Here is a 13,161-nt window from a genome sequence, read left to right on the forward strand (position 1 = left end):
AAGTTAAAGTTTATATTTGTACGTTATACTATTTCAAATCCCTACGCGCTACTGTCATATCTATTACCCCCTCTTACCCCACAAAAACCACAAAAATGCCTGTCCTTTTTTATCCTATTTTCTTGAAGCTAAGGACGGACAGGCCTTTATTATACTGGTGAGCCAGGACAGATTATTTGCACTTTTCAATAACATTAAAAGTTATTTGATGATTTTGGGTGAAGGATTCCGCCCGCATGATGTGGCAGAACCATTCGATGGTTTCCTTTGAGATAAATACGATGGCTGCTTTTTGTCTAATGAGCACAAATCCGCTGTCAAATAACATTTTTTCAGCTTCTTTGGCTGTCAGTCTTTGGATTTTCTCACCCACGCACCATAACCTCGATAGGTGCAATCATTCTAGCATGCTGGTCCGCACCAAGCGGTTCCCATGAGCCACCGTGCTGTAGCGGGGTAATTGAGGGGGCAAGGGGGAGTTATGCCTGAAAAGACGTCGTTGCAGCAATGTCTGCATATCGCAACGGCCATCGGCAATCACCATGACGTATACATTTTCGGCCATGACGCGGTAAATGATGCGGTAGGGTTTGAAAAAAATCTCACGGTACTCGCAAAGTCCAACGGCCAGCAGTTCCTTCGGATAGGCTCCTCGCTCCGGATTTTCAGAGAGGCTCGAAAAGGCCTTCTCTATTTGAGAGAAAACTAATCCGCTTTTCCCGGCGCGTCGTGTGATTCAATTCTTCCAGGTCCCGGGACGCATCGTCGGTCAGAAATATTTGGAAAGTCATCAGCGACCCTTGCTCTGGTTTCGAAGTCGCTGAATGACATCACCGGCAGGCTGGACCTTGCCTTCCTCAATCTGAAGCGTGCCGAGCGCAAGAATCTTCAGAAGGGCCATGGTCTCCTGGGTCTGCTCATAGCTTTCGATGTCCTGCATAACGACCTTAGCTTCGCCATTCTAGGTGATGACCAGGGGTTCACCTTGCCCCGACAGGTTACGCACGATTTCTGCGGCATGGGCCTTCAGGTAACTGCCGCCATTGCCGTGCTCGTCAGGCATCCTTTTCAACCACGAATCACCGCTCAGGGGCCTTGAAGGTGATCGACCCAGAATTTTACAGGCCGGCAGAGGTTGATGTGCTTATCGGCAACCCGGCCAAGGCAAAGGCCAGGCTCGGCTGGGAGGCCAGGACAGGCCTGAATGAACTGATTGTCATGATGATGGATGCGGATCTGGAGCGGGTAAAAAGGGAACTTGCCTGATCCGTCCGGTCATATCTTCAACCGGCGAAGCCTTTGCCTATCGCCCCCATCTCAATTTCATAGGTCTTGACCGGTTTGATAGTTGGATATCGTCCGGCCATATATTTCTCGACTTGAGGGGTGAATGTGTACCCGATGAGCATTGCCTGTATGTTTTTACCAAGCACTGCAGAAAGGCGCTCCAGCATGGCTGCGAAACGGTCGGCATCCTTCTTCCCTGGTTGGGCCTTGCACTCTCCAACAAGATATACAGGATTGCCGTTTGCATCCTTACCCTCGGCCAGGATGTTCACCTCGTCATATCTATCGGCGCCGTATTCAATATTTTTTCTCGATACCCTCAATATCTCGAGACCGAAGACCCTTTTCGCATAGGCTGGAATGTATGGCATGAGCCTGTCTTCGATGCCGTATCCCACAGCATCAGAAAGCCCGCCTACCTGTTTGGCTAGATTGCCGAGCTCCTGTTCCGTCCTTTTCTGTGCCTCGGCAAGCTCCCCTACCCTCTGTTCCGTCCTTTTCTGCGCCTCGGCAAGCTCCCTTACCGTATCCTCCAAACGGCACAGCCGTTCCTCTGTCTTTTTCTGCGCCTCGGCAAGCTCCCTTACCGTATCCTCCAGACGGCACAGCCGTTCCTCTGTCTTTTTCTGCGCCTCGGCAAGCTCGCGCACGACCTCCTTGAGTTCGTTAAACTCATTTTTGGTGACACGATCCCGCTGTTGGCGCTCCATCTCCTCAAGGATCCCCAGAAGTATGGAACGAAGCGAGGGTTCGACCTTATCCAACATTCTCACCAATTCGATCACAGACACGGATGAAGCCCCTTAAAATCTATTGAATTTTAAAAATATATCACAAAAGAGAAAAAATAAATACCTTTAGAAAATTTAAAAATAATCTTTAATAAACCCAAGCAGCTCCTGAAAATAAATACCTTTTTGGCTTGATCTTGATCATGCTTAAATTATATTGCGGCAATGAAATGAACTGATGTCATGATGATGGATGCGGATCTGGAGCGGGTAAAAAGGGAAGAGGCCTGATTTGCCGGGTATTATTTATAAAATATAGTGCAGCGCATAAAAAATAACAACAAACAAATGGTTGCCATGGTCCCTCATCTGATATGGTTTACCGGGCTGAGCGGTGCAGGGAAGTCTACTCTTTCCAGCCTTTTTTGCGAAAAGCTTAAAAAATTAAACCATCATTTTTATCTCCTCGACGGCGACATAATCCGCAAGGGGCTTTGCAAAGACCTCGGTTTTTCAGACTCTCACAGGACGGAAAACATTAGACGGGTGGCAGAGGTCTCAGCTATCCTGCTCGATGCCGGCCTTTTTGTAATCGCCGCCTTTATTGCGCCCCTTGAGGCGGAAAGACTCTTGGCCAGAGGGATCGTCGCTGCAAAGGGTTATCAATTTATAGAGGTTTATGTAAAGGCCTCGCTTGAGACATGCGAAAAGAGAGACCCGAAGGGCCTCTATAAAAAGGCCAGGCAGGGCCTTATTAAAAATTTTACAGGGATTGACTCACTTTATGAAATACCACAAAACCCCGATATAATCCTTGACACAGAGCGGGATTCGAAAGATGAATGCATTATGAGGTTGATGGATTTTCTTAAAGAAAAGGGGCTTATAACGACATGAATACAATGCTTGTAAGCATCTGGCGGTTTCGCCAGTTTATCATTTTATCCACCGTTAACCTGAATATATGATCTCTGTCGGGATGCTTCGGGATGTCTGGGCCTTTCGCGGTTTTATCGCGGCAAGCGTCAAGCGCGAGTTCCATACAAGGTACCGCAACACCCAGTTCGGCTTTCTGTGGACCATAATCCAGCCGCTTTCCATGATCACCATATACACGCTGGTGTTCGCCGAGATCATGAAGCCGTCCCTGCCAGGCCACGACTCCAGATTCGCCTACAGCATATATCTCTGCGCAGGGGTCCTGACCTGGGGTTTTTTCAGCGAACTCCTGGGCCGCTCTGTGGGCATATTCGTGCAGAATGCGAACCTCTTGAAAAAGATCAGTTTCCCCAAGCTCTGCCTGCCGCTTATCCTGACCTTCTCAAGCCTTATAAATTACGCGATCGTAATGGCCATCTTTATCGCCTTTCTCGTCGTCAGCGGCAATTTCCCGGGCCTGCCAGTCGTGGCGGCCATCCCTGTCATAGCCATCCTTGTCGCTTTTGGCATAGGGCTTGGCATTCTTCTAGGCACCATAAACGTATTTTACAGGGATGTGGAGCAGACTATGGGGATCGTCCTGCAATTCTGGTTCTGGCTGACGCCGATCGTGTATGCAAACAAGACGCTGCCTCCCTTCGCAGCCGCATTCCTGAAGTGGAACCCGATGTGGTCTTTGATAAACGCCATGCACACGATATTTCTCGACGGGCGTTTCCCTGACTGGGCCAGCCTTATCTATCCCGGGGTCCTTTCGATTGGTCTGGTTTATCTGGGTATGTTCGCATTCTGGAGGCTCAGCGGCGAGATCGTGGATGAGTTATAAAATGGGCTATATTCGTGTAAACGGCATTGGCAAGGCCTATAAACGCTATCGCAAGAAATCCGGCCGTTTTTTGGAGTGGTTGGGGCTTGGCGTACATCACGAGCTCAAGTGGGTGCTTAGGGACGTGAGTTTCGAGGTGCAGCCCGGCGAGGCCGTGGGCATTGTGGGCGTAAATGGCGCTGGGAAGAGCACGTTACTTAAGATCGTTACCGGCACAGTGAAGTCTACCACCGGCACGGTTGAGGTTGGAGGTCGAGTTTCTGCCCTTTTGGAGCTGGGCATGGGGTTTCACCCTGACTTCACAGGCCGTGAGAACGTCTATATGGCTGCGCAGTTAAAGGGCATGACCCGTGACGAGGTGACGGCGAAGATGCGTGAGATCGAGGAGTTTGCGGAGATCGGAGACTACATCGATCAGCCCGTGCGTGTATATTCCAGTGGCATGCAGGTGAGGCTGGCCTTCTCTGTGGCAACATGCGTGAGGCCAGATATTCTGATCGTTGATGAGGCGCTCTCTGTGGGGGATGCCGCGTTTCAGCACAAAAGTTTTGACCGTATACGAAGCTTTAGTGACAGAGGCACTACCTTGCTTTTCGTCTCTCACAGCCCTGCCATGGTTAAAACTCTGTGCGATCGGGCTTTATTGCTTGACACCGGACTTTTGGTAAAAGACGATTCACCAGATGCCGTCCTAGATTACTACAACGCATTAATAGTGAAAGCAAAGGAGGACTTGAAGATCCGCCAAGTAGAAATGGAAACTGGGCACAAAATAACGCGCTCCGGAAGCGGACATGCGGAAATTACCGCAGTCGAGCTATTAAACAACGGCACTGCGGTAAGAGCGGTAAGAAGCGGGGAACCGGTGACCGTTCGAGTTGGCACCAGAATCCACAAGCCTATTGAAGATCTGACCGTGGGAATACTCTTTCGAGATCGTTTGGGTAATGACGTCTTCGGGACCAACACCTTTCATCATGGTTGTTCCCCGAAATGGCCTCCCGTAAACCAGCAAATTTGGGTGGACTTTCAAATCCCTCAGCTTTTATTTGGAACAGGAAGTTACAGTCTAACAGTTGCCCTTCATAAAAGCCACAGCCATGTTTCAGGAAATTACGACTGGTGGGATAGAGCCTTAGTGTTTCAGGTAGTACCTGGAGATCATCCATTAGGCATAGGTGTCTGTAACCTACCCATTTGTATTAAATGGCATGAGCCTTCACATTCTGATCCCGGGAGCAAAGGCAATGGCTGACGACGCTTTTTATTACGCCTTCGAAGAACGCCATAGAGGATCCCGAACCTTGATCAAAAGCCGCCTGTCTATCTATCTTCCTTTTGTCAATCCTCTGATGGAATTCTACAGCCGACCCTCTGCCGTCGATCTTGGATGCGGTCGAGGTGAATGGCTTGAGCTCATGGCAGAAAACGGCTTTAACGCAAAGGGAATCGATATAAACGACAGAATGCTTGAGGTATCCCGTAGCCTCGGATTTTCAGTGGAAAAAATGGACGCCGTGGAAGCCCTCGAGGCTCTCAATGATAATTCTCAAGCCGTGGTCACAGCGTTTCATCTAGTAGAGCACCTGCCTTTCGAGACGGTCGATAAACTGGTTAAGGAAGCTCAAAGGGTCCTTGTCCCGGGGGGTATTCTCATTATTGAAACGCCCAACCCTGAAAACCTCATAGTTTCTTCCACTAATTTTTATTTGGATCCCACTCACCTGAGACCCATTCCTCCTCAGCTTTTGAGTTTTCTGGTGGAATATCATGGCTTTTTTAGACACAAAATCCTGCGACTCCAGCAACCCATTGACGTTCTTACGACGAAAACCACGTTATGGAATGTCTTTAGTGGAGTCAGCCCTGACTATGCCGTGGTGGCGCAAAAAGGTTCCTCCGATGCCGGTATGCTCTCTAAATTTGACTCTATCTTTGACATTAGCAAACCGGTTGGCACGAAAATAGATCAAATGGCTTTAAAATACGATGAAGACAGAACAGCCGAAAAATCACAGCTGTTGAAAGCTTTGACCGAAAAGCTTGATCAAGCAAGTAACGCAATAGCATTGTTGAGTTCGCGTTTAGCTGAGACAGAGTCCCGCTTGCAGCGTGCAGAGGATGATGTAAAGGCTGCAAGGGAGCGTGCTGAAGCCTCCGAGAGGCGTGCTGAGGAAGCAAGTAACGCAATAGCATTGTTGAGTTCGCGTTTAGCTGAGACAGAGTCCCGCTTGCAGCGTGCAGAGGATGATGTAAAGGCTGCAAGGGAGCGTGCTGAAGCCTCCGAGAGGCGTGCTGAGATGGAAAGGGAGCGCGTCGGGCGTTTGGAGCTTGAGCTTAATGCTGTCTATAATAGCCGTTCATGGCGCGTCACAAGGCCATTGCGTCTGGTCTTCCATCAGGCAAGGCTCATCAAGGGTCAAGGATTTGCGGCGCGTACAAAGACCATTGTAAAATCCGTTGCAAAACCGATTCTGGTCCGATCCATAACTTTCTTTGATTCTCATCCGGCCCTCCGGAGCCGTTGCATAAACTTCATCCGTAAATTTGGTCTGTATGATAACACCCGGGCCTTCTACAGGCGTTTTATGTACGGGCGGCAGGAGCCGCAGCCCGCAGCAGCACGGCCGGTTACAGATATCGAGTTGCAGCAACTCTCCCCTCGGGCGCACAGGATATATCTGCAACTCAAAGAGGCCATGGAGAGACACGGCAGGGATGATTGTCGATAGATTCGCCCTGCGCGATAAATGACAGATTGATGGGATTATAAAAATTGCATAGGCGAACACACAGACCCGCCCATGCATATAGGAGAGGGAGATAGATGCGCATCGTTCTTGACATGCAAGGGGCGCAGACTGAAAGCCGTTTTCGCGGCATCGGCCGCTATACCATGTCGCTTGCCAAGGCCATTGCGCGCAATCGGGGAGAACATGAAATCATCCTTGCCTTAAGCGGTCTGTTTCCCGAGACCATTGAGCCCATCCGGGCGGAATTCGACGGGCTTCTTCCGCAAGAGAATATCCGCGTCTGGCAGGCACCCGGCCCGGTACAGGAATGTCAGCCCGGAAATGAGTGGCGCCGTAAGGTGGCCGAGCACATTCGCGAGGCCTTTCTTGCAAGCCTCAGGCCTGATATCATCCATGTCTTCAGTCTGTTCGAGGGCTATGTGGACGATGCGGTGACCAGCATCGGCCTATTCGACAGCGACACCCCTGTGAGCGTAACCCTCTATGATTTGATTCCCTTGCTGCATGCCGGCCTTTATCTGGATCCCAATCCGCTTTATAAGGCATATTACATGCGAAAGCTCGAGCATCTGAAGAAGGCCTCCCTTCTTCTTGCCATATCAGAGTCTTCGCGCAAAGAGGCTATAGAGCATTTGGGATTCCCTGAAGATGCGGTGGTAGATGTATCTACAGCGGTTGATGAATGTTTCCGGCCTTTGGCTCTAAGCAAAGAAGAGGAGGAGAGGATTCGACGGAAATTCGGTATCCTGAAGCCCTTTGTGCTCTATACCGGTGGCATTGACCACCGCAAGAACATCGAAGGACTGATCCGCGCCTATGCCGGGCTTTCTGAGAAATTGAGAGACGGTTATCAGCTTGTCATGGCCGGCAAGATGCCGGAAGGAGAAAGGCGAAGGCTCTTGGCCCTTGCACAACAGTATGGGCTTAAGTCGAATGAAATAATCTTTACGGGCTATGTGAGCGACGAAGATCTTGTCCGTCTTTATAATTTGTGCACCGTATTTGTTTTTCCTTCGCTTCACGAAGGTTTTGGTCTGCCGGCGCTTGAGGCCATGGCCTGCGGCGCGGCAGTGATTGGCTCGAATACCACAAGCATTCCAGAAGTGATTGGCCGGGAAGATGCCCTGTTTGACCCGCACAAGGACGATGCAATCGCCGAGAAGCTCGAGCTGGTGCTTACTGACGAGGACTTTCGAAGGGAATTGCAGCACCACGGCATTGAGCAGGCAAAGAGGTTTTCATGGGATGAGTCGGCAAGGTGGGCAATTGCCGCCTTTGAGGCCTTTTATGCCAAGAAAGCAGATCAACCGGTGCTTGTCAAACCTGCCCGCCGTCCCAAATTGGCTTATATCTCGCCACTTCCGCCGGAAAGAAGCGGCATCAGTGACTACAGCGCAGAGCTCCTCCCCGAGCTTGCCAAGTATTATGACATTGAAGTGATTGTAGCGCAGAAGGATGTTTCTGACCCATGGATTAAGGCCAACTGCCCGGTGCGCAGCGTAGAATGGTTCCGGCAGAACGCATGGAGCTATGACCGCGTGCTCTATCACTTTGGTAATAGCCCTTTTCATACCCACATGTTTGATCTGTTGCAGCCCTATCCAGGCGTGGTTGTCCTGCACGACTTTTTTCTGAGCAGCGTACTGGCTCATGAAGAAATGACAGGGGCCATACCCGGGATGTGGACACGTGCCCTGTATCAGTCGCACGGTTACAATGCTGTTCAGATGCGCTTTTCTAAAAATGGGATTGAACAAGCAAAATTGCGCTACCCTTGCAATCTTCAGGTACTGCAGAACGCTCTTGGGATAATAGTGCACTCCGATTACTCTAAGCGATTGGCGAAAAAATGGTATGGTGAGAACGCCGCCTGTGACTGGGTTGTTATTCCGCTCCTGCGCGTCCCTGCGCCCGATGCGGATCGCCTCAAGGCGCGCGGGCAGTTAGGTCTTGCCCATGACGCATTTCTAGTGTGCAGCTTTGGCATGCTCGATCCGACCAAATTGAACCATCGTCTCCTTCAGGCATGGCTTGCCTCATCCCTGTCCAAAGATGGGCGCTGCAACCTGGTGTTCGTGGGCCAAAATCACGGCGGTGACTACGGGGCCCAGCTTTTAAAGACCATAAAAAAAAGCGGCCTTGAAAGGCGTATCCGCATTACGGGTTGGGCAGACGCCGATACCTTCCGCCGGTATCTACAGGCGGCGGATGTGGCTGTGCAACTGCGCACGCTCTCCCGCGGAGAAACATCAGGGACGGTGTTGGACTGCATGAATCACGGGCTTGCCACCATCGTCAATGCCCACGGCAGCATGGCGGAATTGCCGAAGGATGCGGTATGGATGCTACCCGATGAATTTGAAGAAAAAGAACTTGTTCAGGCGCTCGAAACGCTGTGGAAGGATGATGACCTGCGGCGGTCGCTGGGGCAAAAGGCAAAGGAGATCATTTTAACCCGCCATAGTCCTTCAGGATGCGCCAGACAGTATTTCGAGGCAATAGAAAACTTTTATGCCAGGTCGCAAACTGAAATCTGTAATTTAGTCAAGGCTATTGCGACCGTTGATGGACATCATCCAACAAGAGATGAATTGGCTGCGATTGCAACATCTATCGCTCGATCCATTTGTGCAAAGCCCCAAATCAAGCAGATCCTGCTGGATGTCACGGCTACGGCTCGAAATGATCTCAAAACCGGCATTGAGAGGGTTGCCAGGGCCATCCTTCGAACACTTATTGAATCGCCGCCTTCGGATCATCGTATTGAGCCTGTGTATTTGACGAATGAAGGCGGTTTCTGGCACTATCGCTATGCCCGTCGCTATACGTTAGGATCTTTAGGATGTCCTCAAAACGCATTAGACGACGAGATAGTTGACCTGCAAAGTGGTGATGTGGTGCTTGGCTTGGACATATCAGGAGATACGCTTGTTCACGCCGGTCGTTCAGGCCTTTTTGCCCACTGCAGGGCTTCGGGGGTTAAAATATATTTTCTCGTTCATGACATATTGCCCATAACCCTTCCTGGATTTTTCCCTCCTGGCGCGAATGCGCGCTTTGAAGCCTGGCTTCAGACTGTTACGTCTTGTGACGGAGCGGTTTGTGTATCAAAAGCAACGGCAGAATCACTTGTTGAATGGTTGAAAAACCTTGGCCCTCATCGCCATCGACCCTTTAGAATAGCCTGGAATCACCATGGCGCAGATATAAAGGATTCTATCCCTTCGCGGGGGATGCCGGACAGTGCACAGCATGTACTGGAAGAACTTGCCAACCGGCCGAGTTTCCTTATGGTGGGCACCATCGAGCCTCGAAAGGGTTATCTGCAATCTCTGCAAGCGTTTACTCAATTGTGGAATAGGGGCGTTGATATCAATCTCGTCATTGTGGGTAAAGAGGGGTGGAAGGATGTCCCAGAGGCTATGCGAAGGACGATTCCTCAGATCATGCAAACCATCCGCTCCCATCCTGAACTTGGCAAGCACCTCTTTTGGCTCGAGGGCATCAGCGACGAATATCTGGAGAAGGTCTATGCCGCCTCCACATGTTTGATCATGGCAAGCGAGGGCGAAGGCTTCGGGCTTCCGCTCATAGAATCTGCCCGCCACAAACTTCCCATCATTGCGCGGGACATTCCGGTCTTTCGAGAGGTGGCGGGTGAGCACGCCTTTTATTTCCCGAACGATAAATCGCCTGAGGTGCTGGCCCAGGCCATAATGGAGTGGCTTGAACTTTACAAGGAAGGTAAGCATCCCAAATCCGAAGGAATGCCATACCTTACATGGAAGGAAAGCGCTCAAAACCTTCTGAATATCATATTGAACAACAAGTGGGCCTATGAGGTCATGCCATATGGAACGATTAGGCCAGGTGTGATCTGTAATCATAAGAGCCACAGGCTGGAGTGGTCAGGGGGCTGGAGCAACCCAGAAAAGCACTTTCGCTGGACCGACGGACACGAGGCTAAACTCAGGTTTTATATAGCCCCAGAGGAGGTCACGAAATGCACAAGGTTTCGCCTGCTTCTCAATACGCTGGGAAAACAACAAATGGAAGTATGCCTAAACGACAGCCTGAGCTTTAGCGGCGTGATTGAAGGGGTCGACAGGGAACTTATTATCGAAACAGCGTCTTTTTGTTCAGGTCTCAATAGGCTTCTTTTCAGGCTGCCCAATGCCAGGCAACCGAATAATGCCGATTCGAGGATGCTCGCAATTGCTTTGAAAGAATTCGTAATACTATCAGCACAACAAGGAGGCCGAAACAGTGAATAGAAAGTTGTTTTTTGACCACATTCCAAAGACCGCCGGAACCAGTCTGCAGCAGTTTTTTGTGGAGGCCTTCGGAAAAGAAAAGGTGACAGAAACCTTAAGGGGATTAAAGTATCAGCACGCCCTATCTGTCTATGCGAATCGACAGGTCATTACTGGCCATTTCTACTTCACTTGCGAAGAAAGCCTGCCTGAAGGGTATGTATGGGCAACGGTTTTAAGGGATCCAAGAGAGCGAACCCTTTCAGAATATTTCTATATCGTTAACGATGTGCCGGATACAGGCGGCGGGCCGATAGAACGCCGTATCAAGTCCATGTCCCTGGAGGAGGCACTTCATGACTCAGAGTTTTGCGACCGAATTCGAAACTACCAGAGCGTTCACTTCGCATCCTTTTTTCATTCCACACCATGGCAGCTTGACAGAGCAGAGTTTTTACGCCTGGCAAAGAAAGGGCTTGAGCAATACCATCTTGTAGGCATAACCGAACGGCTGGAAGAGCTTGTGGAGGTGTTGAAGAAGGTATTCAATATTCCTGAAGAAGTTAGGCTGAAACGCTACAATGTTACATCCAGGCGGGAAAGATTCTCTGACCTGCCGTCTTCACTTCAGGCCCGCATTCTGGAACTTGTGGATGTGGACATGGAGCTCTGGCAGTATGCGGAGGAGCTCTTTGAAAACAAAACCAAACACTTCGATGCGAGCTCACTCCCCAGCGACTCGAAGAGCGAAGCCCAGGCCTGCAAAATGGCCTCTTCCGTTTCCAGTCCTATTGAGCCGGCTGGCATTCAGGGGGATGGATCTCTGGAGCTTTTGAGCGTGACGGTGAGCGGTCAGCTCAGGCCGCAGATGCCCACGTTTCTGCCGGGGGAGCGGGCATTCCTTCGCATAGCCTTTCGAGCCGTCAAGGATATAGACGATTTGACAGTAGGCTACAGCATCCATCATGACTCAGGGCTGCATATTTTCGGCATTAACACGCGGCTTCTGGGGAAAAAGCTTTCGGTAAAGGCAGGTGGAGAATACTACGTGGATTTTCTCTTCCCTGTAAACCTCGGGCTGGGAAAGTACTTTGTGAACATCAGCGCCCATTCCGGACTGACTCATCTGGAGCGCTGCTATCTCTGGCGGGAGAAGGTTGCCAGTTTTGACGTGAACGGTTTCGCCGATGTGCTTTTTGAAGGCCTGGTGCGACTGATGCCTTCCATGTCAGCGGGTTTGATGAGTGGAGAAGGTCGGCTTGAGTGGGAACAGACTTCGGTTCAGGGGGTGCAACGTATCGGCTATGACACGCCTCCCATATCGGACTGCAGAGGATTTATTCGCTGCATGCCGAGGATTGAGACCCTGGAACTGAGACCTGGTCAGCAGATTGCCATAACTGTGGAGGTCATGAACCAGAGTCAGCAGATCTGGTATCTCGAAGGGAACAAGCCTGTCTATCTCAGCTATCATTGGCTGAACAAAGAGGCCGAGCCTGTAATCTTTGACGGCTTTAGAACACCGCTTCCGTGCAATGAAATTCAACCCGGGGAGCTTGTTCAGGCCACAGCAATGGTAGAAGCCCTTAAGCAGGCTGGAGAATATACCTTGGAATTGACCCTTGTGCAGGAAGGTGTTACCTGGTTTGAAGAAAGAGGGTTTGTAACGGAAAAATTAAACATTAGTATAGACCACGATAGGAGGATAAGTCAATGAACATTCAGCATTTGGCAAAGGGCTTGGTGGTTGGAATGGTTGTGGTGGCAATGTTTGCTCTATCCGGTTGTGGAGACAGTGGCCAAAAAAAGGAAGCACAAGAAAAAGCCAGTAGTAAGGTACAACCTGCTGGTGTGTCTCAACCTCAGGATGTGGTGAAGAAGAATCTAACCCAGTTTGAAGATCTTCTGAAAGCTACAAAGTGCTACATCGATAAAGGGCTCGATGTGAAGGAGCTTTATCCTTTGACTGCCGAAAGTGCTGATTGCCTTGATAAAGGATACGGAGGCTATGAAAGGCCCGCCCCGAACTATAACTGGACCCATCAGGACGGCTGGCTGGGCATGTGGGGAAACAAGAATCAGATAGGTGTGGGCCTGAGCGGTTCCTTTGAGGAGATAAAACCGGTTCTTGAGAGATACAAGGCCGATGTAAGGGAGATATTTTTTCCTTATCCGACGAAATATGAGCCTAATAAAGCAATTCCCTCTGATACCAAAGGACTGCTGCTGATGGTATTCCCAAAAGAGTTTGTGATGGGGGCCGAAGGTAAAAAGTAAACTACGTACCGGCTAAAGCCGGTAGCTTTGATACTAGCTGGACGCCGATCAGAAATAGGAGGATGCATATCTTACCAAATTGTTGTGGAGTATAA

Annotated in this window: 8 protein-coding genes and 4 pseudogenes; 8 read left to right on the forward strand and 4 right to left on the reverse strand. The window is 50.2% G+C overall.

The annotated features are described in order from the left end of the window. Positions 1 to 194: 194 nt before the first annotated feature. From LGS26_RS00765 to LGS26_RS00775, 3 pseudogenes are all read right to left on the reverse strand, one after another. Positions 195 to 328: pseudogene (locus LGS26_RS00765) on the reverse strand (type II toxin-antitoxin system HicA family toxin). Between the two features lie 162 nt (positions 329 to 490). Beyond that, positions 491 to 791, reverse strand: a pseudogene (locus LGS26_RS00770) (type II toxin-antitoxin system RelE/ParE family toxin); the annotation flags it as partial. Then, positions 791 to 1,063: pseudogene (locus LGS26_RS00775) on the reverse strand (type II toxin-antitoxin system Phd/YefM family antitoxin). The pseudogenes LGS26_RS00770 and LGS26_RS00775, both read right to left, overlap by 1 nt. Between LGS26_RS00775 and LGS26_RS00780 the strand changes: the two are divergent. After that, positions 1,044 to 1,266 (forward strand): annotated as a pseudogene (locus tag LGS26_RS00780) (GDP-mannose 4,6-dehydratase); the annotation flags it as partial. The pseudogenes LGS26_RS00775 and LGS26_RS00780 overlap by 20 nt on opposite strands. A gap of 17 nt (positions 1,267 to 1,283) precedes the next feature. Here LGS26_RS00780 and LGS26_RS00785 read toward each other — a convergent pair. Further along, positions 1,284 to 2,078 carry a coiled-coil domain-containing protein gene (locus LGS26_RS00785; protein ID WP_237888788.1) on the reverse strand — a complete coding sequence of 265 codons (795 nt, stop codon included), beginning with the start codon at positions 2,076 to 2,078 and terminating at the stop codon, positions 1,284 to 1,286. 297 nt (positions 2,079 to 2,375) lie between these two features. On the opposite strand from LGS26_RS00785, the gene cysC reads away from it, so the two are divergent. From cysC to LGS26_RS00825, 7 genes are all read left to right on the forward strand, one after another. Then, on the forward strand, positions 2,376 to 2,915 hold the full coding sequence (gene cysC, locus LGS26_RS00790) for an adenylyl-sulfate kinase (RefSeq protein WP_237888789.1): 540 nt from the start codon (positions 2,376 to 2,378) through the stop codon (positions 2,913 to 2,915). A 67-nt stretch (positions 2,916 to 2,982) separates the two neighbouring features. Further along, on the forward strand, positions 2,983 to 3,783 hold the full coding sequence (locus LGS26_RS00795) for an ABC transporter permease (protein ID WP_237888790.1): 801 nt from the start codon (positions 2,983 to 2,985) through the stop codon (positions 3,781 to 3,783). A 1-nt stretch (position 3,784) separates the two neighbouring features. Then, a complete protein-coding gene (locus LGS26_RS09700) occupies positions 3,785 to 5,038 on the forward strand; it encodes an ABC transporter ATP-binding protein (RefSeq protein ID WP_407932046.1) in 1,254 nt (417 codons plus the stop codon). Further along, the gene (locus LGS26_RS00810; protein ID WP_237888791.1) at positions 5,031 to 6,515 is read left to right on the forward strand and encodes a methyltransferase domain-containing protein; all 1,485 of its coding nucleotides are present in this window, start codon (positions 5,031 to 5,033) and stop codon (positions 6,513 to 6,515) included. Before LGS26_RS09700 ends, LGS26_RS00810 begins: the two co-directional genes overlap by 8 nt. Positions 6,516 to 6,610: 95 nt before the next feature. Next, on the forward strand, positions 6,611 to 10,810 hold the full coding sequence (locus LGS26_RS00815; RefSeq protein ID WP_237888792.1) for a glycosyltransferase: 4,200 nt from the start codon (positions 6,611 to 6,613) through the stop codon (positions 10,808 to 10,810). Continuing rightward, positions 10,803 to 12,506, forward strand: a complete 1,704-nt coding sequence (locus LGS26_RS00820; protein ID WP_237888793.1) for a Wzt carbohydrate-binding domain-containing protein — start codon at positions 10,803 to 10,805, stop codon at positions 12,504 to 12,506. The genes LGS26_RS00815 and LGS26_RS00820 overlap by 8 nt, the downstream gene beginning before the upstream one ends. Continuing rightward, positions 12,503 to 13,066, forward strand: coding sequence for a hypothetical protein (locus tag LGS26_RS00825; protein ID WP_237888794.1), 564 nt, complete (start codon positions 12,503 to 12,505; stop codon positions 13,064 to 13,066). Before LGS26_RS00820 ends, LGS26_RS00825 begins: the two co-directional genes overlap by 4 nt. The last annotated feature ends 95 nt before the right edge of the window (positions 13,067 to 13,161 follow it).

It is taken from the genome of Dissulfurimicrobium hydrothermale, assembly GCF_022026155.1.
GTDB lineage: Bacteria > Desulfobacterota > Dissulfuribacteria > Dissulfuribacterales > Sh68 > Dissulfurimicrobium > Dissulfurimicrobium hydrothermale.

What these genes read in the sequence shown, in the direction of transcription:
- LGS26_RS00815 (WP_237888792.1), top strand. Translation starts at nt 6,611, where the DNA reads ATGCGCATCGTTCTTGACATGCAAGGGGCGCAGACTGAAAGCCGTTTT.
- LGS26_RS00825 (WP_237888794.1), top strand. Translation starts at nt 12,503, where the DNA reads ATGAACATTCAGCATTTGGCAAAGGGCTTGGTGGTTGGAATGGTTGTG.
- LGS26_RS09700 (WP_407932046.1), top strand. Translation starts at nt 3,785, where the DNA reads ATGGGCTATATTCGTGTAAACGGCATTGGCAAGGCCTATAAACGCTAT.
- cysC (WP_237888789.1), top strand. Translation starts at nt 2,376, where the DNA reads ATGGTCCCTCATCTGATATGGTTTACCGGGCTGAGCGGTGCAGGGAAG.
- LGS26_RS00795 (WP_237888790.1), top strand. Translation starts at nt 2,983, where the DNA reads ATGATCTCTGTCGGGATGCTTCGGGATGTCTGGGCCTTTCGCGGTTTT.
- LGS26_RS00810 (WP_237888791.1), top strand. Translation starts at nt 5,031, where the DNA reads ATGGCTGACGACGCTTTTTATTACGCCTTCGAAGAACGCCATAGAGGA.